Annotated in this window: 34 protein-coding genes; 16 read left to right on the forward strand and 18 right to left on the reverse strand. The window is 47.5% G+C overall.

The annotated features are described in order from the left end of the window. Window positions 1-13: 13 nt before the first annotated feature. The 3 genes from RX717_RS03505 to RX717_RS03515 all read right to left on the reverse strand — a co-directional run bounded on the left by RX717_RS03505 (window position 14) and on the right by RX717_RS03515 (window position 3408). Window positions 14-790 carry an enoyl-CoA hydratase/isomerase family protein gene (locus tag RX717_RS03505; RefSeq protein ID WP_054327912.1) on the reverse strand — a complete coding sequence of 259 codons (777 nt, stop codon included), beginning with the start codon at window positions 788-790 and terminating at the stop codon, window positions 14-16. Between the two features lie 111 nt (window positions 791-901). Then, window positions 902-2044: an acyl-CoA dehydrogenase family protein gene (locus RX717_RS03510; protein ID WP_054327911.1), complete on the reverse strand. Its 1143-nt coding sequence runs from the start codon at window positions 2042-2044 to the stop codon at window positions 902-904. Between the two features lie 89 nt (window positions 2045-2133). Continuing rightward, on the reverse strand, window positions 2134-3408 hold the full coding sequence (locus RX717_RS03515) for an SLC13 family permease (RefSeq protein ID WP_159068071.1): 1275 nt from the start codon (window positions 3406-3408) through the stop codon (window positions 2134-2136). Window positions 3409-3993: 585 nt separating this feature from the next. Here RX717_RS03515 and RX717_RS03520 point away from each other — a divergent pair. After that, window positions 3994-5328 carry an SLC13 family permease gene (locus tag RX717_RS03520; RefSeq protein ID WP_107630943.1) on the forward strand — a complete coding sequence of 445 codons (1335 nt, stop codon included), beginning with the start codon at window positions 3994-3996 and terminating at the stop codon, window positions 5326-5328. Window positions 5329-5441: 113 nt separating this feature from the next. Here RX717_RS03520 and RX717_RS03525 read toward each other — a convergent pair whose 3' ends face one another. From RX717_RS03525 to RX717_RS03535, 3 genes are all read right to left on the reverse strand, one after another. Then, window positions 5442-6335: a LysR family transcriptional regulator gene (locus RX717_RS03525; protein WP_107630942.1), complete on the reverse strand. Its 894-nt coding sequence runs from the start codon at window positions 6333-6335 to the stop codon at window positions 5442-5444. 186 nt (window positions 6336-6521) lie between these two features. Continuing rightward, window positions 6522-6779, reverse strand: a complete 258-nt coding sequence (locus tag RX717_RS03530) for a spore coat protein CotJB (protein WP_107630941.1) — start codon at window positions 6777-6779, stop codon at window positions 6522-6524. Then, entirely contained in the window at window positions 6776-6973 is a 198-nt protein-coding gene (locus tag RX717_RS03535; RefSeq protein WP_054327907.1) for a spore coat associated protein CotJA, read from the reverse strand. The genes RX717_RS03530 and RX717_RS03535 overlap by 4 nt, the downstream gene beginning before the upstream one ends. A 126-nt stretch (window positions 6974-7099) precedes the next feature. On the opposite strand from RX717_RS03535, the gene RX717_RS03540 reads away from it, so the two are divergent. The 3 genes from RX717_RS03540 to RX717_RS03550 are packed head-to-tail and all read left to right on the forward strand — an operon-like array spanning window position 7100 to window position 8644. Then, window positions 7100-7660: a TIGR01440 family protein gene (locus RX717_RS03540; RefSeq protein ID WP_107630940.1), complete on the forward strand. Its 561-nt coding sequence runs from the start codon at window positions 7100-7102 to the stop codon at window positions 7658-7660. A 7-nt stretch (window positions 7661-7667) separates the two neighbouring features. Next, window positions 7668-8372 carry an HAD family hydrolase gene (locus RX717_RS03545; protein WP_054327905.1) on the forward strand — a complete coding sequence of 235 codons (705 nt, stop codon included), beginning with the start codon at window positions 7668-7670 and terminating at the stop codon, window positions 8370-8372. Window positions 8373-8386: 14 nt separating this feature from the next. Beyond that, window positions 8387-8644 carry a TIGR03905 family TSCPD domain-containing protein gene (locus RX717_RS03550; RefSeq protein ID WP_054327904.1) on the forward strand — a complete coding sequence of 86 codons (258 nt, stop codon included), beginning with the start codon at window positions 8387-8389 and terminating at the stop codon, window positions 8642-8644. A gap of 99 nt (window positions 8645-8743) precedes the next feature. Here the strand turns inward: RX717_RS03550 and RX717_RS03555 are convergent, their stop codons facing one another. The 11 genes from RX717_RS03555 to RX717_RS03605 all read right to left on the reverse strand — a co-directional run bounded on the left by RX717_RS03555 (window position 8744) and on the right by RX717_RS03605 (window position 16549). Then, on the reverse strand, window positions 8744-9406 hold the full coding sequence (locus tag RX717_RS03555; protein ID WP_054327903.1) for a 4'-phosphopantetheinyl transferase family protein: 663 nt from the start codon (window positions 9404-9406) through the stop codon (window positions 8744-8746). Between the two features lie 125 nt (window positions 9407-9531). Beyond that, window positions 9532-10380, reverse strand: coding sequence for a 4Fe-4S binding protein (locus RX717_RS03560; protein ID WP_054327902.1), 849 nt, complete (start codon window positions 10378-10380; stop codon window positions 9532-9534). Window positions 10381-10399: 19 nt separating this feature from the next. Then, entirely contained in the window at window positions 10400-10546 is a 147-nt protein-coding gene (locus RX717_RS03565; RefSeq protein WP_054327901.1) for a CD1871A family CXXC motif-containing protein, read from the reverse strand. Continuing rightward, entirely contained in the window at window positions 10543-11166 is a 624-nt protein-coding gene (locus tag RX717_RS03570; RefSeq protein ID WP_186950121.1) for a TlpA family protein disulfide reductase, read from the reverse strand. The genes RX717_RS03565 and RX717_RS03570 overlap by 4 nt, the downstream gene beginning before the upstream one ends. Before the next feature lie 576 nt (window positions 11167-11742). Continuing rightward, complete coding sequence (locus RX717_RS03575; protein WP_002304425.1) at window positions 11743-12048, reverse strand: hypothetical protein; 306 nt, start codon at window positions 12046-12048, stop codon at window positions 11743-11745. A gap of 85 nt (window positions 12049-12133) precedes the next feature. Then, entirely contained in the window at window positions 12134-13507 is a 1374-nt protein-coding gene (locus RX717_RS03580) for a site-specific integrase (protein WP_002304423.1), read from the reverse strand. Between the two features lie 4 nt (window positions 13508-13511). Continuing rightward, window positions 13512-14135 carry a helix-turn-helix domain-containing protein gene (locus RX717_RS03585; protein WP_002304420.1) on the reverse strand — a complete coding sequence of 208 codons (624 nt, stop codon included), beginning with the start codon at window positions 14133-14135 and terminating at the stop codon, window positions 13512-13514. Window positions 14136-14252: 117 nt separating this feature from the next. Beyond that, window positions 14253-14489 (reverse strand): helix-turn-helix domain-containing protein, encoded by a 237-nt coding sequence (locus RX717_RS03590; RefSeq protein ID WP_002304418.1) that lies wholly within the window; start codon window positions 14487-14489, stop codon window positions 14253-14255. Between the two features lie 6 nt (window positions 14490-14495). Then, window positions 14496-14900, reverse strand: a complete 405-nt coding sequence (locus RX717_RS03595) for a type II toxin-antitoxin system PemK/MazF family toxin (RefSeq protein WP_002304415.1) — start codon at window positions 14898-14900, stop codon at window positions 14496-14498. Window positions 14901-15417: 517 nt separating this feature from the next. Then, entirely contained in the window at window positions 15418-15723 is a 306-nt protein-coding gene (locus tag RX717_RS03600; RefSeq protein ID WP_002304413.1) for a helix-turn-helix transcriptional regulator, read from the reverse strand. Window positions 15724-15985: 262 nt separating this feature from the next. Beyond that, the gene (locus RX717_RS03605; protein WP_002304412.1) at window positions 15986-16549 is read right to left on the reverse strand and encodes a hypothetical protein; all 564 of its coding nucleotides are present in this window, start codon (window positions 16547-16549) and stop codon (window positions 15986-15988) included. 286 nt (window positions 16550-16835) lie between these two features. Between RX717_RS03605 and RX717_RS03610 the strand changes: the two genes are divergently transcribed. Continuing rightward, window positions 16836-17285: a helix-turn-helix domain-containing protein gene (locus RX717_RS03610; RefSeq protein ID WP_002304411.1), complete on the forward strand. Its 450-nt coding sequence runs from the start codon at window positions 16836-16838 to the stop codon at window positions 17283-17285. Between the two features lie 51 nt (window positions 17286-17336). Continuing rightward, a complete protein-coding gene (locus RX717_RS03615; RefSeq protein WP_002304410.1) occupies window positions 17337-17891 on the forward strand; it encodes an ImmA/IrrE family metallo-endopeptidase in 555 nt (184 codons plus the stop codon). Window positions 17892-18053: 162 nt separating this feature from the next. On the opposite strand, the gene RX717_RS03620 is transcribed toward RX717_RS03615, so the two are convergent. Continuing rightward, a complete protein-coding gene (locus RX717_RS03620) occupies window positions 18054-18431 on the reverse strand; it encodes a helix-turn-helix domain-containing protein (protein WP_002578940.1) in 378 nt (125 codons plus the stop codon). Between the two features lie 382 nt (window positions 18432-18813). Here RX717_RS03620 and RX717_RS03625 point away from each other — a divergent pair, with 382 nt between their 5' ends. The 10 genes from RX717_RS03625 to RX717_RS03670 all read left to right on the forward strand — a co-directional run bounded on the left by RX717_RS03625 (window position 18814) and on the right by RX717_RS03670 (window position 25688). Further along, on the forward strand, window positions 18814-19950 hold the full coding sequence (locus tag RX717_RS03625) for a tyrosine-type recombinase/integrase (RefSeq protein ID WP_002304408.1): 1137 nt from the start codon (window positions 18814-18816) through the stop codon (window positions 19948-19950). A gap of 100 nt (window positions 19951-20050) precedes the next feature. Continuing rightward, entirely contained in the window at window positions 20051-20395 is a 345-nt protein-coding gene (locus tag RX717_RS03630) for a helix-turn-helix domain-containing protein (RefSeq protein WP_198957774.1), read from the forward strand. A 34-nt stretch (window positions 20396-20429) separates the two neighbouring features. Further along, a complete protein-coding gene (gene erm(B), locus RX717_RS03635; protein ID WP_002292226.1) occupies window positions 20430-21167 on the forward strand; it encodes a 23S rRNA (adenine(2058)-N(6))-methyltransferase Erm(B) in 738 nt (245 codons plus the stop codon). Between the two features lie 48 nt (window positions 21168-21215). After that, complete coding sequence (locus RX717_RS03640; protein WP_022797284.1) at window positions 21216-21365, forward strand: antitoxin; 150 nt, start codon at window positions 21216-21218, stop codon at window positions 21363-21365. Between the two features lies 1 nt (window position 21366). Continuing rightward, complete coding sequence (locus tag RX717_RS15915) at window positions 21367-21528, forward strand: hypothetical protein (RefSeq protein WP_002304403.1); 162 nt, start codon at window positions 21367-21369, stop codon at window positions 21526-21528. 47 nt (window positions 21529-21575) lie between these two features. Continuing rightward, window positions 21576-22121, forward strand: coding sequence for an AAA family ATPase (locus RX717_RS03650; RefSeq protein ID WP_002304402.1), 546 nt, complete (start codon window positions 21576-21578; stop codon window positions 22119-22121). A 1093-nt stretch (window positions 22122-23214) separates the two neighbouring features. Further along, on the forward strand, window positions 23215-24084 hold the full coding sequence (locus RX717_RS03655) for a hypothetical protein (RefSeq protein WP_002578944.1): 870 nt from the start codon (window positions 23215-23217) through the stop codon (window positions 24082-24084). Between the two features lie 19 nt (window positions 24085-24103). Continuing rightward, window positions 24104-25144: a hypothetical protein gene (locus RX717_RS03660; RefSeq protein WP_002304399.1), complete on the forward strand. Its 1041-nt coding sequence runs from the start codon at window positions 24104-24106 to the stop codon at window positions 25142-25144. Between the two features lie 9 nt (window positions 25145-25153). Then, window positions 25154-25408, forward strand: a complete 255-nt coding sequence (locus RX717_RS03665; protein ID WP_002588965.1) for a hypothetical protein — start codon at window positions 25154-25156, stop codon at window positions 25406-25408. 16 nt (window positions 25409-25424) lie between these two features. Beyond that, the gene (locus tag RX717_RS03670; protein ID WP_002304397.1) at window positions 25425-25688 is read left to right on the forward strand and encodes a DUF1292 domain-containing protein; all 264 of its coding nucleotides are present in this window, start codon (window positions 25425-25427) and stop codon (window positions 25686-25688) included. Window positions 25689-25719: the final 31 nt, after the last annotated feature.

Genomic DNA, 25719 nt, shown 5'->3' on the forward strand with positions numbered 1-25719 from the left:
CAATGAAGTTGTTTTATTTACCCTGAAATTGCGGCGGCCGCTTTTCCTGGAACGCGCGGCCGCCCTCCAGATAATCCTCGGTTTGGTAAAGCGCCATACCGAGCGTGTTTTCCAGCGCAAGCCCATCACGCAGCGGCATGTCATAGCCCTGCGACAGGCATTGTTTGATGCTTCTGACCGCCAGGGGCGCCAGCTGGCAGATCTTTTCCGCAGCCTGCAGCGCAGCGTCAAGCAGCTGCTCTGCGGGGACGACCTGGTTCACCAGACCGATCTGAAGCGCGGTCTGCGCATCGACCTTTTCATTGGTGAGCAGAATCTGCATGGCCCTTCCATAGCCGATGATGCGCGGCAGGCGTTGTGTCCCGCCAAAGCGGGGCAGCAGCCCGAGCGACGGCTCCGGCCAGCGGAACGATGCATGCTCGGCGGCAATGCGCAGGTCGCAGGCGAGCGCCAGTTCGCCGCCTCCGCCATAAGCAAGGCCGTTAACCGCAGCGATCAACGGTTTCGTAACATACAGTCCGCGCATCGGCGTTCGGGGGATGCGCCATGGACGGTCTGCCGTGGCCTTGACGAACGGGAGCCATTCGGTCACGTCCGCGCCGGAACAAAAAGCCTTGCCGCCCGCGCCAGTCAGGATACCGACGTATAGGTCGGGGTCTTCCATAAAGTCCAGCATAGCCTCTTCCAGCGCCTGAATAAGTGCGGGGTTGAGTGCGTTATACTTTTCCGGACGGTTGAGAGTAAAAATCGCGATCCGTCCCCTTTTTACTGTTGTAAGTACAGACTCCATGTTATGCCTCCAATACAAATGTCTGTTTCCCACGGAGAATCGGCAAAGCATTGCTCCAGTTGCCCGCCGGAAGTATGCGGCGGGCAACTGGAATGGGAGGTATAAGCGTTTTTATCGGCAGAGCTGGCCGGAAATAACGACACGCTGGATCTGGTTGGTACCCTCAAAGATCTGATAGATCTTTGCGTCGCGCATCAGCTTTTCCACCGGATACTCACGGGAATAGCCGTTGCCGCCGAGCACCTGCACCGCGTTGGTGGTAACGAATACCGCGGTATCGCCCGCAAAGCATTTGGCGGAGGCGATCAGCTTTTTGTTGATGATGCCGGCGTCCGCCGACTTGCAGGCGCCCCAAACCATCTGACGGGCGGCCTGCGTCTGGATTTCCATATCCGCGAGCAGGAAACCGATCCCCTCATGCTTCCAGATCGGCTTGCCGAAAACGACGCGCTCCTTAGCATAAGGAACCGCTTCGTCCAGCGCGGCCTGTGCAATCCCGACTGCGGAGGCTGCGGTGCAGGGGCGGGAGTTGTCGAGGATCTTCATGGCAATCTGATAGCCCTGGCCCTCTTCGCCCAGACGGTACTTGGACGGGAGTACCATGTCGTCAAAGAACAGCGAGTTGGTATGGACGCAGCGGATACCCATTTTATCCTCATGCTCGCCCACTGTGAAGCCCGGTGTGTCCTTGGGAAGCAGGAATGCGGTGATGCCGCCCTTTGTCCCTTTTTCCTTGTCGGTAACGGCGAAGATGGTGATGAGATCGGCGCAATCGCCGTTGGTGATAAAGGTCTTGCCGCCGTTGATCACATAATCGTCGCCAACCTTGCGCGCGGTCGTGACCATAGCGCCGGCATTAGAGCCGGATACGCTTTCGGTCAGGCCGAACGCCATGATGCCGCCGTTGACCATGATATCCGCAGCCCACTTTTTCTGCTCCTCCGTACCGGCGATATTGAGCGGCTCGAAGCCGAAACCAAATACGCGGGAGGCGAAACCGGCGTCGCCGCGTGCGAGTTCCTCGCGGATGACGGCGTATGTAAAGTTATCCAGTCCCAGTCCGCCGTACTCCTCGGGAACGGTGACCAGATGAAGACCCATTTCATAAGCGGTCTTGACGAGATCCTCGGGTACGATGGCGTCTTTCTCCGCGATGCGGCAGGTGGGCCGTACCTCTTTTTCCGCAAACTCGCGGACCAAATTGCGCAGCTCGATCTGGTCTTCATTCAGCATGAAATCATAATCGGTCATCATAGTCGTGTTCCTCCTAAAGCATGTGTTTTATTCCCAACAGGCGTCCATATCCTGATTTGGTACGAGTGGTGCTGTTCGTCTCGAACGGGTTACAGCTGGAAAACAAAGGGGTAGCTGGCGATGGTAAGGATGAGACAGCCGATCAGTAACGGGGTGCCGATCTTGGTGTAGTCCAAAAAGCGGTAACCGCCCTGCAGCGTCATGGTAACCGGCGGTGTCGCAATCGGCGTCAGGAACGCAAGATTCAGGCTCCAGATGATCGCCATGATGACCGGTTTGGCTGCATAGCCCAGAGAAGCGCACATGGAAAGCGCGATCGGGCCAAGCATAGCCATGGAAGCGGTCGAAGACATCACGTTGCTCATGATAACGCTCAGGATGGTGAAGATAATGAGCAGCTTGAACATGCTGATATTGCCGCCCATCCAGCCGATCACCGTGTCCGCAATCAGCTTGCCGGCTCCGCTTTCCGAAATACCTGCGGCAAAGCCGAGCGAGCCGGCCAGGACCCATACGGTCGTCCAGTCGAGGCGGGCGAATACCTGCTTGACCGAGATGCAGCCGGTCAGGATACAGGCCAGACCCGCGACCATAGCAACCGCGCCAACCGTCCAGATACCGACGACAAAGCCGATAACCGTAAGGATCAGGATGGCAGAGGAAATAATCATTTTCACGGTGCTGTACTGGGCCTGCTCCTCCTCTTCTTGCGCGTCCTGCGCAAGGTCGTATTTTTCCTCGAAATCGAAAACCCGCTTTTGCAGGGCGTAACCGATGGTTGCATAGAACAGGATGATAAAAAGTAGGCGGGGGATGCTGCCCCAAGTCAGGTCGAAAAAGCCCATGGTTTCCAGACCCGCATCAGCCAAAATACCTTGGCCAATCACGTTGGGCGTGGAGCCGACCAGCGTCATGCCGCCGCCTACATTGGCTGCAAAGCCGATGGCCATAAAGCTGTTTTTACGCGAAATAGCGCCGCGCGAACTGGCCGCTGTTGCGGAAACAACCGGCAGCATCATTGCGACGACCGCGGTGTTGCTGAGAAAAGCGGAGAGTATGGCGGAGACGACGACGCATACCACGATAAACAGCTTTTCCCGTATGCCCACCATTCGGATGATGGAGGTTCCGATCTTTTGTGCGACTCCGGTTTCAAACAGAGCCTCGCCGATGATCATGGAGCCGATCACCATCATCGTGACATCGCTGGCAAAGCCGGCAAATGCACTGGTAAACGGGATCACGCCGCATATGCCCATCGCAAGCGCGGCGCCGACCGCGGTCACGGAGAGGGGAACCTTGCCGGATGCAAACAAAATGATCGTAACGACCAAAATGATCAGTGCTATCGTCGAAGTACTCAAGAGTTGTGCCTCCTTTTGCCTTGCGGCAGGCTGGATTTTGCATTGATTATAATTTAACGATAGCGTATCAAGTAGGCGCTGTCTATTTCCAAAATACATTGGTTTTGTTAAGTGGGATGTTAACAATGACGCAAATGCCTAATAAGATATTGAGATTTATATGCAAAATACACAATAAAGGCGGCGGGGAAGAGGTGCCGAAGGGTGCGGGATACCACAGACTGGCGTGCTATCCGGATAAATTTTTTGCGATTGAAAATGCACATAAAAAGTAAATTATTGCGCTGGTAAAAATTACGAAATGTTATCATTACTTGTAACAAAGATAAGGAATTATTAATTATAGAAAAAATGATCGCGTCAAAATTGATATAAAATAAACAATTTCATTTTACTCGAAATGAGTAAGATGCACATTTTTATAAAAAAATCCGCCGGTAAGGCGGATTTGACAATTGCAAAGGTTGTTGTTATTTTGACAATGTAGCATGCATGTGTGACTGGAGGAGACGTCCTCTGACTCAAACGCTTCGCAGGTTTGCGCTCCCATTTTACAGAATTGGGTGGTAGAAAGGAGAAGTCTGTATGCCCTCCAGCACAATAGCAATAATTATCACAATAATTACAATTATTTCCTTTGTTTTGGAAAAAATCCCGTTGGCCATGACAGCGATGATCGCTTCTCTGGCAATGGGGATTATTTTGCCGGAAATGAAGCTCTCGGACGTATATTCCGGTTTTTCCAGTTCGACCGTAATGATGGTCGCCGGTATGTGTATCGTTGGCGACGCCCTGTTCAAAACCGGTATGGCCAATAAGATCGGCCGTGCGATCAGCAACAGCGCAGTAGCTAAAAACGAGCGGCTGTTCATGGTTGTGGTCGTCATTTGCTGTACCGTTATGTCCGCATTTCTGTCCAATTCCGGTACGATCGCAATGTGGATGCCGCTGATTGCTGCTTGTGCGGCAAAATCGCATGGTGTGGTTCGCTCCAAAATGATTATTATAGCGGCAGGCATGGCGTCAGCGATCGGCGGTGCGGCTACGCTGGTCGGCTCCACATCGCAGCTTACCGCCAATTCCGTACTGATGGGCTATGAGGGCTACGAGGCTGGCCTTGGACTGTTTGACCAGACCAAACTCATGCTGCCCATGTGCCTGATCATGATTATTTATTTTGCCACCATTGGCTATCCGCTCTGCAAAAAGGTGCTGAAACCGGAAAGTCCGGATTTTGACAAAGGCAATTACTATGCGGAGCTGGCGGAGAAATCGGGCGACGAGGAAACCGATAAGATTCCAGCGTGGAAAGGGAAAATGTCGGTCATCGTGCTGCTGCTGTGCATTGTCGGATTCATTCTGACAGGCTTTGACGCGTTCGATCCCTATCTGGATGTTGGCATCATCGGTCTGCTGGGTGCGACGATCCTGATTGTTTCCGGCTGCATGCCTTTGAAGAAAACACTGGCGGAAATGGACTGGAACACCATCGTCATTCTCGCGGCGGCGCAGGGCTTTGCCAAGGGCCTGGACGTCTCTGGCGGCGGCAAGGTGATCGCGGAGTTCGTGCTGAATCTGTTCGGCGGCCAGAATGCATCCACGGCGGTGTTGATGGTGGTAGGCGTCATTGTTACCACCGTGCTGACGAACTTTATGTCTAATACGGCGCTGGCAGCGATGATGACCCCGATCTACATTGAGATCGCCATGCAACTGGGTATCAGCCCGATCCCGTTTGTAATTGCGATCGGTGCAGTTGCTACGAATCTGGCGTGTGCAACGCCTGTCGGTACCCCCGCATGCACCCAGACCCTGCCGGCTGGTTACAAGTACATGGACTATGTCAAAATAGGCGGCCCGCTGTGTATCATACTGATGCTTGTAGCCGCGTTCCTATCTCCTGTACTTTATACGTTCTGACGGGCGGCGGAGCGCAAATTTGCCCATATCGGCTTTTCCAAAAGGAGAAGCAGGTTTTGCCCCTATTTTCCCCAAAAGAAACGCAGGCCCGGCATAAGCCGGACCTGCGTTTCTCATATGCCGCGCTGCGCCTTGTTTTGGTAAAAGTCGATCAGGTAGTCGCGGAATTGGAGTACGGTATCGGAATGAGCGACGCCGGACTTCCAGAACACGGTCTGCATTCTGGGGTTGGGAGGGTATTTGACGCGTACCATCCGCACCAGCGAAGAATGGATGGCGCGCGCGCCGAGGACGCTGCTGAATGCAATGCCGTAGCCATTCTCAATCAACTGCGTGCGTAAGATGTAGTCCACCTCCGCCACGATTCGAGGAATAAAGCCGGACTGCTTGCAGGCGTTTTCAAAAAAGGCGCGGGAGGAATAGCCCTTGGATAATGCGATAAACGGTTCATCCCGTGCCTCCGCCAAAGAGATCGCGCCCTTTTGGACAAATGGGTGATCGCAGTTTACCAAAAGCGCGGGCGGATCTTCAACAATAAATTCATGCTCCCAAGCCTTATTGGTGATGTCGCCGACATCAGTGATAACGAGGTCGTATTGTCCGAGCGCGTCGGGATCCTGTAATTCCTTGAGCGTCAGGGAAGCATGCTTGATGGTAACCGAGGGATGCGCCTTCATAAAGGAGCTGATGACTTCGGTCCAGAGCGACTGCGCGGAGACACCCACATATACGATATCCTTTTGGGAGGTCGCGGTCTTGGATAGTTCGCGCTTGATATTATCCAGTTCGGAAAAGATATTGCATACATGGATATATAAAATTTTCCCGTTTTCGTTGAGCTTAATCTTGCGCCCGACGCGGTCGAAAAGGCTGACCTGCAACTCATCCTCCAGACGGGAGATGGTCGTACTCAGCGCCGGCGGGGAAATGTGAATTATCTTTGCGGTGTTGAGCAGATGCTCATTCTCAGCCAAGAGCTTAAAATAATATAAATGTAGTAACTGCATATCCCATTCTCCTGTGAAGCTGAAAATAATCGAGTTTATTATAGCATACGTTTTCAAAATACAGCTTTTTCCAAGCATAACAGCGTTATTTTGGCAAAATAACATTCTGTTATGGATAACAGAATGTTATTTTGCCAAAACAAATCTTTTTACGTGGAAGAAGCTGTATTTTGAAAAAGTATACTTTTAGGAACTATGGTATGCCGTGTGTCCCGCTTCATCGATCCAGCGCCAAAAGCCCGGGCGGGTGTCGACCTCGCGGGCGGTCAGGGGGCCGAATGCGTCTTCGTATTCGGCGGCGGCTTTATCGAACGCGGTGCGCATCTCGCTGTAATAAGCGAGCGCGGCGGTATTTTTCGGATGGCCGTCCAGGTATTCGATCACGTCGACGAGCGCGAAGTCATACATCCGGACACGGTTGAGCAGCTTTTCCCGTTCGGTCATCTCGGAACCGCCTCCTCTCCGAGGAAGGGCTTGTCGAGCGAGGGGAATATCGTGCCGCGGCTGAACGCAAGCGCCGGCTCATAGGGCGTTTCAAAGCTCTGATACGGTACGAACGCCATCGCAAGCGAAAGCAGACGGGGATCGATGCTGTCTGCGGGCAGCATCTGATCCGTCTGGTTGTTAGGCTGATTCATATGCGGTTTCTCCTTGTTCGTAAAACAGTTTGAGGTCTTGCCTCAATCCCATTGTATGCCGCGCGAAAAAAGACGGTGAAAGTGGGACGGGAATGTGGTATACTATGAAAAAAGGAGGCATGAAGCATGGAGATTTCTGAGATCAGGGAGCAGGCTGGAAAAGCGGCCGCTCTGGTGTGCGACGCGGCGGGGCTGCGCGCGGGAGATCTGTTCGTGGTCGGCTGCTCGTCAAGCGAGGTGTGCGGGGAAAAGATCGGCACCCACTCGAGCGTGGAGGTCGCCGAGGCGGTGTTCGAGGGCATTTACGGGGTGCTGCGGGAGCGTGGCGTTTACTTGGCGGCACAGTGCTGCGAACATCTGAATCGGGCGCTCGTGGTCGAGCGCGCCGCCTGTGAGCGCTTCCGGCTGGATGAAGTGAATGTCGTCCCGCAGCCAAAAGCGGGCGGATCGTTTGCGACCACGGCCTACAAGCGCCTGAGCGATCCGGTGGCGGTGGACAGCCTGCGTCAATCCGCGTCCGCGGGCATGGACATCGGCGGGACGCTGATTGGTATGCACATTAAGCCGGTTGTCGTGCCGCTCCGCATTGCAGTCAAGCAGATTGGGGAGGCGGTTCTGCTTTGCGCGCGCCGCCGGCCGAAATTTGTGGGCGGTAGCCGCGCCGTATACAACGAAAAACTTTTGTGAGGGAAACATGGGAATAAAAGCAGTATTTTTCGATCTGGACGACACGCTGTACAGCAGCTTCCAGGCGTGCGACGCCTACGCATACGAGCGTATGGCCGCCTGGGTGGAGGAACACACCGGAGCTTCGGGCGCGGAGTTCGCGCGGCAGTTCAAATGGTACCGCAAAAAGCTGGCGCGGCAGCAGCCGGGCATGCCGCCCACACATGACCGCGTGCTGTTCGCGCAGGGTGCGCTGGAGCGGATGGGGCTAAACGCGGTGCAATACGCCCGCGCCCTGCACCGCGTCTACTGGGACGCGGTCCTCTCTAAAATGGAGCTGCGGCCGGGCGTGCCGGCGCTGTTGGAAGAGCTGCGGCGTGCGGGCGTTAAGACCACGGTCTGTACGGATATGCTGGCGGATATTCAGATGGAAAAGCTCGAATATCTCGGCCTTGCCGACCGGATCGATTATCTGGTGTCAAGCGAGGAGGCGGGCATGGATAAGCCCGGCTCTCCGATCTTCTGGCTGGCGCTGCAGAAGTGCGGCTGCCTGGCGGGGGAGGCTGTGATGGTGGGCGATAACTTCCGGCATGATGTGCAGGGGGCGACCGATGTCGGCATCGCGGGCGTGTGGCTCAACTGGACACACCTGCCGCGGCCGGACGACGACCGACCCTATACCGAGGTGCATACATTCGAGCAGGCGGCGGCGCATATCCGTACCCTGCTCTGAGGAGGACAGGAAAAATGCAGCATTATGATTACCGGCCGCGGGGCGTCTGCCCAATGAAAATATCGTTTGACCTGGAAGGGGACACAGTGCATAACGTATCCTTCCTCGGTGGCTGCAACGGCAACCTGCAGGCGATCAGCCGCGTGGTCGAGGGAATGACCGTCGCGCAGATCGAAGGATATTTCAAAGGCATCAGCTGCGGCGGCAAGGGGACCTCATGCTCCGACCAGCTCGCCGCCGCGGTGCGGGCGGCGTATGAACAGGGAAAATAAAACAGCGGCAGAACGGAAAGCGGGCCGGCGCAATAGCGCCGGCCCGCTTTCTGGATGTTTGGGGATAAAAAAAGCAGCGGCAAAGCCACTGCTTGCAGTTTAGTCGAGAATGTGCAGGACAGGATCTTCCGCGCCCGCCTGCTGGATGCAGACGGCCAGCCGGTAGGAACGGTCGGCCGAGAACGGCGGCAGGAACAGGGAATAGGGTCGCTCCATATCCGGACAGTCGAGCTGAGGGCGGGTATTGGAGCGTAATTTGACGCAGAAGCTGCGCAGAGGCAGGTCAAGGCCGCGGCCGGTGGATTTGACAAAGCTTTCCTTGAGCGTCCAGAGCGAATAAAACGCGTCGGTCCGCGCGTAGGGGGGCAGCGAATTCAGATAGCGGATCTCATCCTTATGGAAAAAGCGGGAGGCGATATCGCGGCGGTTGGGATCGCACCATTCGATATCCACGCCAACCGGATGGTCGCTGATCGCGCACACCGCCCAGTCTCCGGAGTGGGACAGGCTGAAATGGATGCCGGGCTCGGAAACCAGGTAAGGCTTACCGCCCTCCGCGATGGAAACCGCAAGCGGATGAACCACCCAGGGGAAATGTTGCGCGACCGCGTACTCGAGCAGCAGCATGGCCGCGAAGCTCTGTATACGCGCTGTGCCGCGCCGGCGGTCAATCCATTCCAGCCGGTTGGGGGCGATGCGGGCGCGGGACTTGCTGTCGTCAGGATCGACGGCAGTGATTGGAATGACGTATACAGCAGTCACAGAAATACCCCCTGTAATTTTTTATCGCCTTGGTATTATAGCACATTTGCCCGACGCTTGACAATGAAAAATCAGAGAGGAACTGTAAAAAATAGTGCCTGCCGGAAAAGACCGGATGGGACCGGTCACGTCCGCGTTTTCCCGAAAGGTCTGGCCGCGCGCCGGTTTGCGGTGCAGATAGCGCCGTGCGGACAGGCGCGCCGGCAGTCCCCGCAGCGGATGCATTCCGGACTGTTGGGCGTCTGGTGGATCGGGATATCCAGCTTACACGCCTTTTGGCACGCACCGCAGCCCGTGCATTTTTCCTTGTCAATGCGGAACCGGTAGAGCGCGGCCGGATTGAACAGCCCGTATATGGCGCCGAGCGGGCAGAGATAACGGCAGAACGGCCGGTATACCAGCAGGGAAAGCAGCAGCAGAGCGGCAAGGATCGCGGCTTTCCAGGTGAACAGCCAGCCGAGCGCGGCTCGCAGCGGAGGATTGGAGGCAATCAGCGGGATGCCCGCGAACAGCGTGCCGGAGGGGCAGATGTATTTGCAGAACCAAGGCTGTCCCTGCCCGACAATATCCAGCACGGTCAGGGGCAGCACGATGACAAAGCCTGCAAGGATGACGTATTTCAGATATTTGAGCCAGCGGTCGCCGGGCAGGCGGCGCAGCTTTTTGACAAAGGGGATTTTATACAGCAGGTCCTGCACCAGCCCGAACGGACACAGCCAGCCGCATACCAGCCTGCCGAACAGCGCGCCGAACAGGAGTAGGAAGCCGGCGATATAAAAGGAGAATCGATAGCTGCGGCTGCCGATGACCGCCTGTAGCGAACCGATCGGACACGAGCCGAGCGCGCCGGGGCAGGAGTAGCAGTTCAGGCCGGGCAGGCAGATAAATTTTCCAGGTCCTTTATAAATGCTGCCCTTTGCAAAGCCGGCGGCGTAACCGTTCGTCAGGGCGGTAAAGGCGAGCTGGACGAGCATGCGCGCATGCTTCCGCAGTCTACCCAAGGCCGATGCACTCCATACAAATCATAACCGCTTTGCGGAAAACGGTTTCGGTTTCCCCGCGCCATACGCCAAGCGCGAGGCACACCACGGCGGCCAGCATTAACGCCGCCGCTATCCGGTTGCGCCGCAGAAAGCTCACGCCTCCACCTCCGCTAGCATGCTGTCAATCGTTTCGATCCACGCATCCTTGCTTTGCGCGGTGACAATAGCATGACCCACCTGCGCGCCTGTGCTGTCCACGAAAAACGTGGTCGGTACGCCGGTGATGTCGGACAGAATATGATACAGGTCGGGCGAGGGGAGCAGGTGCAGGTAGTCCGCGCCAGTCTGGTCCACGATCTCTTTCGCCGTCTCCACCTGGCTTTCGCTGATCGAACCGTCCGAATCCAGGGTGTCCAGGACCAGGCCGACGATACGCACGCCTTGATCGCTATATTCGGCCGCCAGTTCGCCGAGGTCGGGCATTTCGTTGATGCACGGGGTGCAGAACGTAGCCCAAACGTTGACCATCGTCAGCTTGTAGTCCGAGAAAATGGACTGGTCAACCTCGACGCCCTCCAGGTCGGTGGCGGTAAAGCGGCTCATAACGCCGGCCGACGCTTGAGAATCATCCGCGGGCGTTTCATTGGGCGCAGTGTCCGTGTCCGAGACAGGCGCCTGCGGCGCGGTGCCGGCATCCTCCATCGGGGCGCAGGCACCAAGGGACAGTGCGAGCGCGAGCACGGCGCTCAATAGGGAAAAACGGTATCGCAACAGCATAGAACTCCTCCTGAACAGTGATGTGTAGGATTGCGGTTTCTGTCATTATACGGAGTGGGGGCGGGCTTGTCAAGGGCGCAAAAGGAAAGTGCCGCGGCCCTATGCAGACAAAGGACCGCGGCACGGCATGCAGATTGGCGTCCCCGACAGGAATCGAACCTGCGACGTTCCGCTTAGGAGTAGACCCGATACGACATCGGGAAGTGGCATCTAATGCTTAAAAATGCTTGGAAATACAAGGTTTTTCAGCATTTCAAATCCCATCTGATACTACGCTGTGATAGCTAATTCAGAGGGATTTTACACCGTCCGATTGGCTCGAAATTAGCAAGTCTTTCGATTTTTGGTGGACGTTGCAAGTGCAAGTAAATGTCACTATGTAACTTCTCGTGATGCGAAATGATAGGAAATCCTATTCATTCTCGTGTGAGGGTGCGGGTGTCCTTAGACACAGATTTCAGTCTGTTTTATATATCATTTCAAAATGAATTTTTCAACCAGAATTATTAAGAATTTCAAAGGTTTTTCAGACTCAATGATTCTATGTAATTTAGACCCGCCGAAGCAGGTCTTTTTTTATTTCAGCATAATCTCTCTATCCTCAGCGCCGAGCATATAAGCACCCTTGGCAAAAGCATCCCTTGCAAGAAGCTCTGCTACATCAACCCTATCGAACAGCATCCATATTTCTTTCTCTTTCGGAGTCAGTTCATGGCTATGGTCAAACAAATGCTCAAGTCCCAATCCTTCAAGCAATGCCGACTTTGCTGCTTTGTATTCCTCAGCTCTGCCAACATATTCGTCGTTCCTTTCCTTGGAAAATGCCTCGATATTGTCAGCTCTCAGATGCTCGTAATACTCGTCCATAAAGATTCTATCCATACTCGTTGACCTCCATAACAAAAAAATAAGGGCAGACCCTTTTACAGCTATTGTAGCTATGTAAAAGGATCTGCCCTTGCAGTTACTATAATGTTTTTGCCAGCGACTTCAGGAGTGCTGCCATTTCCGGATTTTGCAGAAGCTTCAGAAGAAGTTCTTTATCATCAGCGGAGCTTTCCGTTGCGGCTGGTTGAACCGGCTCAGGCGTTGCCTGTCTGCCTGAGTAGAACGCAGCTTCCATTCTTTCAGCGTTCAGTCTGCGGTCATCGTCGATGATATGGGAGTAAACATCCGCTACCATCTTGACCTGTGCATGACCGGAATCGCCTTGAACGGATTTCATATCGCCGCCGTTCAGCTTCAGCTTGTAAGTGATACTGGAATGTCGGAGACTATGGAAAACCACTTTCGGCAGTCCCTTCTCCTCAATCAGCTTATTGAAAGCACGGTTGATAACCTGCCCCTCAATCGGCTTGCCATTGGAAGAACAGAAAACCAGATTGAAGTCTACGAACTCGTCACCGAAAAGGTCTTTCAGTTCTTCGATGTCAGCCTTTCGCTGTACCAACATTTCCGCTACGGTTTTCGGTAAGAACACCTTGCGGACACTTGTTTTGGTCTTAGGAGTTTTGAGAACCAATGCGGTATGCGTACTGGCGAAGGTCGGTGGGAACTTGAACATGATGTCCTTACCGTCCAGATCTGCCATCGCTTCACGATTTACTCTCTGCAACTCCTTTTCAACGAAGATGCTTGCCTGACCAAGTTCAATACTGGTGGGGGAAATGTCAATACAGTCCCAGGTAAGCCCCAGAAGCTCGCCCATTCGCAGGGAACAGGAGAAGGCAAGGTTAATAGCCAGACGAAGAATATCATCGTCACAGGCTTCCAGAGCCTTCTGGAGCACTTCTGCTGTCCAGATATCCCTGGTCTTGTGTTCTTCTTTCGGCAGCGTAGCGTGCTCCACAGGGTTTCTGGTCATCAATTCCCACTTGACCGCTTGATTGAAAGCATTTCGCAATGTCTTGTGAACCTCTCGGACAGTATGCGGAGTCAGATATTCTGTACGGGCTTTTACATACTTAGAAGAAACCGCTTTGACAGAAAGCAAATCTCGGTAATACTTGTCCATGATTCTCGGCGTGACATCCTCCAGCTTCATATCACCGATGAGGGGACGAATATAGTTTGCAATCAGGCTCTTTCTGCTTTCATAGGTAGACATCGCCCAGGTGTTCACACCATAGATTGACATATACTCATCCAAAAGATCATTGACGGTTTTAGCAGAAGGGGGAATAAAGGTTCCGGACTCCTGCTCATATTCAACCTGCAACTTCCTTTTCTTTGCTTCGGCATTCGTTTCAAAGGTTTCCCACTTCTGACGCTTGTTGCCGTTCTCATCGGTGTATGTATAAACCACAGAATACTTCTTTTTTCTCTTAACGATAGATGCCATGTAATCAGCTCCTTTCCTGTCTATCTTCCGCTAACTGGTAGCGGGTCTGATTGTGATACCATTTTTCAAAGCTCTCTTTGGTAGCTCGCTTATACCTGCCAACCTTGATAAGCTCAAAATCTTCATTGGCAACGATATAGTAAATGGTCTGACGATGTACCCCAAGCATTCTTGCCATTTCCGGCAGACCGTAGGTGGATGCCATAATATCTGCATCCAGTTCCTGATCCTCTACCGTGCGGTAATCGGTTTGAGAAGCATACCATCTTTCAAAGCTCTCCTTTGTCACTCTGCGCTTGCCCAGGACATCGACCACATCAAAATGCCCTTTGGCAACCAGTTCGTAAGCAGTCGCTTCTTTCAGCCCAAGGCGCTGTCCAAGCTCCTCCATTGAATATGTAGTTTTCTTCAATTCCTCGCCGGGAGGGGTTCCATCGACCTTCTGGTATTTGAACTGATTGGCATACCATTCTTCAAAGCTGTCGATCATCACCCTCATGGTGTTGCCGACAAGAATGGTTTTGAAGTAATTCTTCTTAATGAGCCAGTATGACTCCGTTTTACCAAGACCGAGCATCCTGCCCATTTCCAGAACAGACATACTCGTGCGTTTTCTCATTTCCGCCATCGTACAACCTCCTATGTAAAAAATGTAGCCATGTGTTTCTTGTCATGGCTACATTTTATCGAACTCTCAATATGTTTTGAAGTTTGTCGCCGGGTTGTACGACGCCCTTGACAAATCTTACATTTGATGATCCAACCACTCATCAAAACTCTTTTTGGAGATTCTGATACTGCCACCGATGCGGACGCTATGGAAAACTTTCTTTTTCACAAGGTTGTATGCGCTGGTTCTGCTGATGCCCAGAATATCCTGAATCTCATCAACCGTATAGGTTCTCTTATCAAACTGAACTGCGTTAGCAGCCATCGCTTCTTCGGTGCGCTGATTCATGGCAGCGATTCTTTCTTCAAACATTTATGTTCACTCCTTCGCTCTCTTTGCTTTATGTTTTGGGGAACGCTTTTTCAGCTGTTCCATTGCCAGGCTGACAGATAAGGCTTTCTCAATCGCTACCATTTCACGGGGCGTTACCTTACCTAAGTAATTATCAATCCTGCTTTTATCAATGGTACGAATCTGTTCCAGCTGAACAACGGACGCTTCTTTGAATGCAGGATTGTCGTAAATAACAAAGTGCGTCGGCATATTCGCTTTCTTATGGATTCTGGTGGTGACCGTTGCCACAATCAATGTGGGAGCGTGTTTATTACCGGTATCGTTCTGAATGACGATAACCGGACGGATGCCGCCTTGTTCCGACCCAACTACCGGGTCCAGCTTGGCGCAATAAATATCACCACGGCAATATACCCAATTTTCTTTCATCATGTGCCATGACCTCCTTTCGTTGGCTATGTAATAACTGACTGCCAGAAAGGAATCAGGCAGTCAGTCCAAAAGTCTATGTGTCCCATATTTGCCACGCACCCCTGGGAAAGAGGGCTTACGCCCTCAGGGAATCACCGAACGACTGATTGCGAATCAGTTCCATAGGAATCTAACCTCTGCCGGGTTCTCCGCCAGCTCCGTAGAGAAGTATCTTTAATCCTGTTGCTTTCATGGCCGTATTGGGAGCAACCCAATATTTACAAGCCAGTATTGATCGCTGGCATCGGGAGAGAGACAAGCGCTTAATTTATAGAAGAAAGTCGTTCTGTTTCTCTATCCGATACGTCTCGGCGTACCGCTGATGTGGCTGATGCTCTCGCACCGGCAACAGGAACGTATTCGATGACTGTGTATTCAGTTTTCAAGGATCAAGCAGCCGATTTTCTTTGGCTGTATCTAAATTGTACCTGTTCCTCATGCAAGTTTTTATTGCCTCGTAGGTATAGTTTTGAGGTTATTCACGACCTAAAAATATGTAATCAAGGGTTGTCTCAAAGCGCACAACCAGTTCGATTGCCAAATCAATAGAGATACCTCTGTTGCCGGTTTCAATTCGTGCAATGGTGTTTGCGGCAACACCTAACTGCTCCGCAAGCTGTTCCTGTGTAAGCCCATGTTCCTTTCTCAAGGCTTTAATTCTTTTTCCGCTTTCAACCAAGTCGTAATACATTTTCGTTCCTCCGTGTTTTTGAATTTGTGAAGTTGCAAAATCAAAAACAGCGGGAGGAGATCGTGCCCGATTCTCAATACCCTTTGCCATCTGCCTGTCCTCCTTGCAGGCATAAAAAAAGAGCCGGAGTAAATTACTCCAAGCTCTCGTTCATGCCTTTGTGTTAATTATGGGGGAAAATAGGCAGGTATAAAAAAAGCCCCGTACCCATTACAGGCACGAGGCGTAACTCTCTCTATTCAATTTTATGCCGCTATCTCCCAGCATAGCCATTTTAACACTGGACAAGTCGGACTTTCAGTAGGGGAACCGTCGTATTTTCATCGGATTTTAGTCGGACTAAAATCCTGTCTTAGCATTCACAATAACACAATGCTTCTTCCTCCCGGGCACTTTCCAGGAAATCTTTCAATTTAGGAATGGCTGTTCCCCAAAGTGACAGACCAAATAACAGTATCGCTTCTTTCTTTCGGTCATAGTAGGTGCTGCGTTCCATATTCAAAACCTCCAGCATTTCTGATTCCCTGTACTTGAAGCGGTTGAGATATGCCTTTGAGATAATCTCACAGTACAGAGCGCCTTTATCTGGATATTCTCTGATTTTCAACATAGCCATATCTACCAGTTCAATGATCCACTTTGTCTCAAATAAGCTGCGAATGCGTTCTTCAAATCGTTCTCTCGCTTCATCCGGAGCAAAGTTCTCCAGATAAATCAATGCACCATCTAAGCTGTCACCGTAAGTACAAATAAGGGTATCACATACATCATTCGCACGATCAATGGTAGACCAGCACACCTCTCGATATATGGATAAAATCAGCTTTGCTCTTTCATACAGAACCTTCTCGTCAATGTTCTGCATCCGGCAAAGCATTCGAATACTGCTTAATACCTGTGTATTATATCTGCTCATTCAGAATCTCCTTTCAGCCTAATCCATAAAATAAGAATTCCTTTCTAACTCCTGTCACTTGGCTAAAGGGAAACAAATACCATGGGACAAGAATGACTATAACTTCCGATATTTGATTAAAATAACAGAAGTGAAATCGGAAGTTCTTGACTTTATAAAAGTTCCGATATATAATTAAGTGGAATTAAAACTTCTGTTATGATTCTTATTATAGCATTTTCCAGAAGTTTGTCAACAAATAATCGGAAGTTACGAATAAATATTTTTTGAAAGGAAGGATACTACCATGACATTTGGAGAAAAAATTAAAGAAGCTCGTTTGGCTATGAACCTATCTCAAACGGAGCTTGCCCAGATGACCGGCATTTCCGAAAGATCCCTTTACACCTATGAGCAGCTCGGAACACTCCCCAGAAAAAGCAACATCAGAAAACTTGCTGAAGCACTGCATATCTCTGTGTCCTATCTTTTGGACGAATCTGAAACGGATAGCCAGAGCCATATAGATCAGGATATGTTTATTTTAGAGGCAAAGGAAAACTTCGGTTCAAAAGGAGCAAAAGAAGCTCAGGAAGTGTTGGGTCGTGTAAATTCTCTGTTTGCCGGTGGAGAATTGGACGAGGACGCAAAAGATGTATTCTTCCAGGCGATTATGTCAGTTTATATGGACTCTAAGAAAACAGCACGGGAAAAGTACACTCCGAAGAAATACAGAAAGCATAAAGATAAAGAGTAAAATCCTCAAGCACAGAATATGTTTTCTGTGTGCGATTCGGAGGTGAAGCAAATGAAAACGGCAGAGCATATCATTGAAACTGTCGATAAGCTTGTGCGAAAATATCACACCAGAGACCCTTACGAGCTATGTCAGCTGTTAGGTATCAAAATCCACTATTACGATTTACAGAAGAAATTGAAGGGCTTCTTCTATTACCAGTCCAGACAAAAGAATATCGTGATAGATCACAATGTGAACGGTATCCTGGAGCGTATATTAGTCGCACATGAATTAGGACACGCTGTCCTGCATACAAAAATCGCTATGATGCACGGCTTTCAAGAAATGGAAGTTTTTGATGATAGATCAATCGAAGAAAATGAAGCAAACTTCTTTGCGGCGGAGCTTCTGTTAGAAGATGGGAAAGTCCTGGAATGCCTTTCGGAACACACATTTTTTGAAACGGCTAAAATGCTCTATGTACCGGCAGCATTATTAGACTACAAATTCAGCCTGCTCCACGAAAAAGGAGAGCTGGTAAATTCGATGTATATTCGTAAAGCAGATTTCCTGAAAGAAGATCTTCATGCCTACGATAACGACATTGGTTATGGCGATATATGAATATCTATTTTTATATCTTTACAGAAAAAGTCCACCAGTACGATGCGTAGTGCATCATGACTGGTGGACTTTTTGCTTCTTAAAGAATCAGTATATTGTGCTGCAAAAAAGAACCCCATAGCAGTTCACTCTGTACCGTCAATGGGCTTCTTTTTCATTATATCAATCAAGCTCCGCTTTTTTTATCATCTCTTGCTGGTCAATCAAGACATCAATCAACTTTCCTACGGTTATCAATGTTGTTACATTACACTTTTTCAGTTTTGCAGCAATCTCATTATCAATGATGCTGTCGCATTTTGCATATGGGGTATCCAGTAAAAAATAGTCAAAGTTCTTTTCCAAGACGAATGCCAGTTTTAGAAGCATTGCCAAAGAAACTTTCGTCTGTCCAACTTCAACATGGCTCATATGATTGTTCGAGCAACCAACCAACGCACCCAAATCAGCCTGACTATAACCCTTTTCCAGTCGGGCAGCTCTAATGCGCTGACCAATCTTAACGTAATCAATTTCCGGTTGCGTTTCAATCACCTCCATGCTGTGTATGATTCTGCTATACATTATAAAATGTACCAAAAATCTCAACAACCAACATCGGGTGCAAGTTGCATTTATAAATGCAATATGATAAAATTTTATAGGCAGATTGCATTAAATGATAGAATGAAAAGAACCCCAAGACGACAATATGAGCTATCTTGAGGTTCTTTAAAATAAAAAATTCGTAGAGTACATTACTCCACGAATCGCATTCTTCTCTGTTTTTTTTAGTTTATATCTTTATTTTACAAATTGTCGCACTGTTTGTCAATATGTTAGGGACATAAAACACGAGGTTTTGCACAAAAATCCATCTTAGAAAGTTCCAAAGTCACAATTTGCCGTCAGAATTATAGTCATATTGAAGGAGGTGTACCTTATGGCACGAAAAGGAGAAAATATTTACAAAAGGAAAGACGGCAGATGGGAAGGAAGATACATTAAGTCCCGATCTTCTACAGGCAAAGCCAATTACGGTTATGTTTATGCAAAGTCATATCGAGAAGTCAAGGCAAAACTTATCAGTCAAAGTTCGTGCACGAGTAATTCTGTCACTGTCGATCCAGAAATTAGCTCAGATCAATTTGAACAGGTTGCTATGGAATGGTTTCAAGCTATATGTCCTAAAGTGAAGGAATCTACAAGCAACAAATATAGGAATCTTCTCAGCTCGTATATACTTCCTGTGTTCGGAAGCAAACAATTGCGTGATATAACACACGAGTTTATTGAAACGCAGTGTAATTTTTTCCTTGTTTCTGGTGGATTAAAGGAGAATGGACTTTCCTCTAAAACTGTTTCAGATATTTTATCTCTAATTCGAAATGTCTTACAATTTGCCACCCGAAACGGGAAAGCCATTTCTTGTGACGCACGATCTATACAGATAAAACGTCAAACGAAGGAAATGAGAGTTTTGAGTCGTGCTGAACAGGAAAAATTATGCCAATACTTGTATTCTAATCTTGATTCCTGCAATATTGGTATATTAGTATGTTTATTCACTGGTCTCAGAGTAGGTGAAATTTGTGCGTTACGATGGGAAGATGTTTCATTCTCAGATTACACAATCCACGTGCATCAAACGCTCCAGAGAATCCAAGATAGAACCAACAGTGAATACAAGACAAGGATTGTTGTTACCACACCAAAAAGTGCTTGCTCCATCCGTACTATTCCAGTACCCCATGGCTTAATGACTATTCTTACAGCACACAAAGCTTCTTCTACTGGCTACATCCTAACCAATAGCGATCAGAATCCATTAGAACCAAGAACCATGCAAAATCATTTTAAGAAGGTATTGAAAAACAGCGGAATCACCTCCGCAAATTATCACTCGTTACGTCATACATTTGCTACAAGGTGCATAGAGCTTGGATTCGATGTAAAAAGTCTCAGCGAAATATTGGGTCATGCCAGCGTGAATATTACAATGAATCGCTATGTACACCCATCCATGGATTTAAAAAGAGAAAATATGCAACGGCTTTCTGATTTATTAGCCGTCAAATAAATTGTCAACACCGTCAAATAATGCTGAGTTTTCAGTGTTTGGCGGTGTTTTTTCGTGGAGTAATGTACTCTACGAAAGAGTATACCCAGGAGGAGATTTATTGATTCAATTTGTAGGGCGAGATGCTTATAAGCAGTTTTGGAATTTTAGTAAAGATGAGAAAGAGAACTTGGCCACTCAATTGGCGATTGAGTTACCCGCACTCAGAGGAAAAGTTGGTGCATCACAAGAAGAAATTGCTTCGGCTGTTGGTATTTCACGACAAACTTATAGTGCCTACGAAAATCGGACACGCCCAATTCCATGGAGTTTATATCTAGCACTATTGTTTTATTTTGATTACATTCCAAGTACACATTATATGATTCGCCAGCTTGAATTATTCCCAAATGAATTAGACGAATGTTGGTTAGCTGGTAGAGTTTTTATTGAGGAAGAAAAATGAGCGAATATTCACAGCAAATAAAAAGGGATATTACATGAACAAAAATATAAAATATTCTCAAAACTTTTTAACGAGTGAAAAAGTACTCAACCAAATAATAAAACAATTGAATTTAAAAGAAACCGATACCGTTTACGAAATTGGAACAGGTAAAGGGCATTTAACGACGAAACTGGCTAAAATAAGTAAACAGGTAACGTCTATTGAATTAGACAGTCATCTATTCAACTTATCGTCAGAAAAATTAAAACTGAATACTCGTGTCACTTTAATTCACCAAGATATTCTACAGTTTCAATTCCCTAACAAACAGAGGTATAAAATTGTTGGGAGTATTCCTTACCATTTAAGCACACAAATTATTAAAAAAGTGGTTTTTGAAAGCCATGCGTCTGACATCTATCTGATTGTTGAAGAAGGATTCTACAAGCGTACCTTGGATATTCACCGAACACTAGGGTTGCTCTTGCACACTCAAGTCTCGATTCAGCAATTGCTTAAGCTGCCAGCGGAATGCTTTCATCCTAAACCAAAAGTAAACAGTGTCTTAATAAAACTTACCCGCCATACCACAGATGTTCCAGATAAATATTGGAAGCTATATACGTACTTTGTTTCAAAATGGGTCAATCGAGAATATCGTCAACTGTTTACTAAAAATCAGTTTCATCAAGCAATGAAACACGCCAAAGTAAACAATTTAAGTACCGTTACTTATGAGCAAGTATTGTCTATTTTTAATAGTTATCTATTATTTAACGGGAGGAAATAATTAAACTATGTTTTGAACCATGAATTAAATAAAAATGACTCTCAATTATTGGAAGTCAATTTATTAAACCAATTAAAGCTTGCAAAACGTGTAAATCTTTTTGATTATTCTTTAGAAGAATTACAAGCCGTTCATGAGTATTGGCGGTCAATGAATCGTTACTCAAAACAAGTTTTGAATAAAGAGAAAGTGGCTTAATATGGCAAATATAGTCAATTTTACTGACAAACAGTTTGAGAATCGCTTAAATGATAATTTAGAAGAATTGGTTCAAGTAAAAAAGCGGTTGAATCGCCAACCGCTTTTTTACTTGGTGGGCAATCAGGGTCAGGGAAAACCAGTTTGCGAAGAAGATGATTGAGCAGGCAGGAACAAAGTGATAAATTCAAATTGTGAGGGAAAATACAGATGAATCAAGGAAGAATTATTGTGATTACAGGCTCACCGGGGACAGGAAAAACAACAACTGCGTCAATTGTCGCAAAGGAATCAGATATGGATAAATCAGTGCATATGCACACCGATGACTTTTTTCATTACTTAAGCAAAGGCGCAATACCACCACATTTGCCAGAATCCAACAAGCAAAATCTGGTTGTCATTGAAGCCTTTTTAGAAGCTGCAAAGCGATATGCTCGTGGCGGATATGATGTAATTGTAGATGGGATTGTCGGGCCATGGTTTTTGGAGCCATGGAAAGCTCTTGCCCAAGAAGATTACGAGGTACACTATATTGTATTAAGAGCGAGTAAAAAAGAAACTATGAAGCGAGCTGTGGAACGCTCAAAATTAGATAGAAAAACAAATATTGAATTAGTGGAAACAATGTGGGAGCAATTTTCCGGTTTGGGGATATATGAATCAAATGTCATAGACACAACTACATTCACAATTAAAGATACGGTTTCCGCAATAAAAGAAAGAGTTGCATGTGGGACGTCTTTACTATCTTAGACATTCCCATTTGTCAGGAAGATAGCAAAGCCAGCCGAGCCAGTCAACGGTCAAGATGAACGGCGCATTTCATGCGCCGCCGTTGACAGTCACGCCCGTCTTTGCTAAAAAGTAATCAAGGCGGGAAAGCCCTAAAATGGCTTCCCGCCCATTTCAATTTTTAGAAAAGAAACGCTCCAAAATCAGAAAGAGAGCGTCCAAGCACTTTGAGGGATTGGCCGCCTTGTCCACCCATTCAGCGGGACAGCGGGCGGAGGTCAAGGCCGGGTGTAAACCCGTTCATTTCAGCTTAGAAACCCTTCATAAAACGGGCTTATTTAGCGATATAAGGCTTTATAATAGAGAAGGAGTGAAACTTCTATTCAAGTTTAGAAACGCCTTCCATTAGTCCGAAAGAGACCTTAGAAAGAGAATTAAATCGTAAAGTATCAGGGAAAGAAATTCAACCGACTTTGGAGAGAATAGAGCAAAAAATGGTTCAAAATCAACACCAAGAAACCCCTGAATTTAAAGCAATTCAACAAAAATTGGAAAGCTTGCAGCTACCTACACCACCAATACCCAAAACACCTAAACTTCCAGGACTTTAAACCTTAAAAAAGGAAAAGAGTAGTTACCAAAAAACGGTAACTACTCTTTTTTTATAAAAACCTTTCCTCATGTTTGAAAAGCTGATCGAGAAATAAAGCACACAACGGTATTCTTTCTTTTTTCAGTTGGTACATTTTGCAGTCTGTAACGTGTCATTTACTGTTTGTTACCTTAACATATCCAGTCGAAAACACAAGGGTATATAAACGAGCAAGCTCGCCCTTGTGTTTTCTTTGTGTCTATGTTGCGTTCTCGTCACAGCAAACGACACGAACACACTGGCGAAAATGAACCAACAAAACGAAAAAAGAAAGGAGCGTATACTTCACAGACGGTGTTAAGGATACTTACCAGATGAAACCGTACATTGCACCGACCGCTGCTGAGTTGGAACAATTTCTTTCCTCTCTAAATTAAATCTTGCCGAAGCAGTGATGTGTCAGACTTTCCTGACACATCGCCGCTTTGCACTTCACAAAATCCGCTGCCAGGAGGTGATGAAATGAGTATGGTAAATGCTGACTCCGTTCAGCTATTCGCAATGCTGAAAAAAATGCAGGATTCCATTTCCTCCATCGAAACTACCAAAAAATCTGTAAAGATGAAATATGAACAGTTAGGTGCTGGATGGCAAGATAAAAAATACAACGAGTTGGGCGTGGTTGTAAGAGACTGCAACAAGGCTCTCAATGACATATTGGTAATTATGCTTCAAGCAGAAAAATATGTGGCTTTACTCGCCAAGAGCCTTAGTGAATACGAAAGTGTTCAACTAGGATCTACAAATGGAATATCTGCAAGCACACCTCAGACCAGTAGTTTTGCTGTTACACCATCAAGTGCAGATACAACCACCTTTGAGTCAAATACCTTTGGTTCTAATCTTGCATTTGTTCAAGACAGACTATCAGCTGAACGATATTTTTCCCGTGGAAATCACTATGAAGAATATCGAGATTATTGGGAGAACGGGAACTATACCTTTTCTCGAAATGAAAATCCAGAACTCGTATACGTTAGAGCAAGGGATATTGAAGGAGTTTATCTCAGTGACCGAGAACTTGGGAACCCGGAAGGATTTTGGACACGGAATGGTCGAGAGGGATGGTCGAGAGAAAACATTCTAAGGCGAGCTTCGCACATCCAAGATGTTCGTCAAAATACTGAGTCAGGAATGTCTTTGGATGAGCTTTCACAAAACCCAGTGTTAGATGATACCATTCGTAGCTATTACAATAATCCTGTCCAGGTTGCGCAGGTAGGTTCTTATTATGTATTTCAGAGTGATGGGCGACATCGAACACTTGCAGCTCAATCGCTTGATACATATATCCCGGTTTTAGTAACAGGTAGCTACACTCGAAATGATTAACAAATGAGGAGGTGAGTGTTTGAGCAACGTAAATGCTGATGCAACTCAATTACTGACAATACTGAAAAATATGCGGACCTCCATTTCTTCTATCGAAACTACAAGAAGTTCTGTGAAGATGAAATATCAGCAATTGGGAATTGGATGGAATGACAAGAAGTACGATGAGCTGGGAACTATCGTAAAAGATTGCAACAAAGCCCTGAATGATATTTTACAGATTATGCTTCAGGCCGAAAAATACGTTGCTTCACTTGCCAAAAGTGTACAAGAATATGATAATGTTAATTTGGACACTCCTTCTGCACGAAATTCTTTCCTCCAGGGTCTGCAAACACCTAATGTTGGTAATTCGTCTTATCAGTATTGCCTTGGCGTGCTAACCCAAGGTAGCACACCAGACGGATATATCGCTGTTATATCACAACGCCATGAAAATGCAGAGCAGAATGTCAGAGAAGTGTTTGACCATTTCGCTGGTAAACTGATGATACAAGATTCTGAATATCCACCGGATCAGACAGCACATTACTCACCGGGAAATTATATAGGGCATTCACGAGGAGTCTACTACAATGCAGCTTCTGATATGACAAATCCAAGAGGTGCAGGAACAACTTATTTCCACGAGCTTGCTCACATGATCGACCATGCTTCGTGCAACTATCGGAGCAATCTATCCAATACTCCAGAATTTGCTGAGGCACTGGTTGAGGACGGACAAAGAATCCTGAGCTTATATAACAATCTTCCAGTGGAAAAGCAAACTGCTTTTCTGACCCGTATTAGGCAGGATTCAGCTCACTCCTTCTCGGACTTAATTGATGCGACAACAAATGGTCAATTGCACGGAAATTATGGTCACTCAAGGAACTATTGGACGAGACCGGGCAATCTACAAGCAGAAGCCTTTGCCCACTTTTTTGAAGCGTCTATGGGAGACCAAGGCAAATTAGAGCTATTAGCAAATTTCTTTCCTACAGCGTTTGGTATTTTTTCTTCAATGATTGATTCTATTAGACCAGATAATCATGTTAGGGTCTTGAGCAGAGAAAGGTAGGTGCATACAATGGACAAAAACAAGAGCGTTGCAGATTTTATGAATAGCTTCCTTAATACACCTGAACCGAAAATTGATAATGAGTATTATGAAATCGAAGAACAGTATTTTCGGCAATTCGGTCATGGTGTCCCAAGGGAAATGTTGCCTGATAGCATTTCAACGGAACAAATTAAACAAGCCATGAAAAAATGCATTCTTTCCAAAAAGGATAATCTCTTTGAACTATTAGGCATCATTATCAACGATAATTATTTATATTAAGAAAAGGAACGACGACATGGATGAAGACAACATTATAACTTTGAATGATGAGAATGGGAACGAAGTTGAATTTGAATTTCTTGACTTAATACCGTATCGCCAGAACGAATATGTTGTCCTGCTTCCTATTGGAGATTCGGATGGGCAAGTTGTTATTTTGCAGCTGAAAGAAATTGACGATGAAACAGAAGAATATGTTGGTGTTGAAAACGAATTTGTGTTAGAGACTGTCTTTGCTCTGTTCAAAGAGCGAAACAAAGATTTCTTTACATTTGAGTAATTAAACAATGCAAGCTCAAACCAACAACACG

It is taken from the genome of Intestinibacillus sp. NTUH-41-i26 (assembly GCF_032769475.1).
GTDB classification, from domain to species: domain Bacteria; phylum Bacillota; class Clostridia; order Oscillospirales; family Butyricicoccaceae; genus Agathobaculum; species Agathobaculum ammoniilyticum.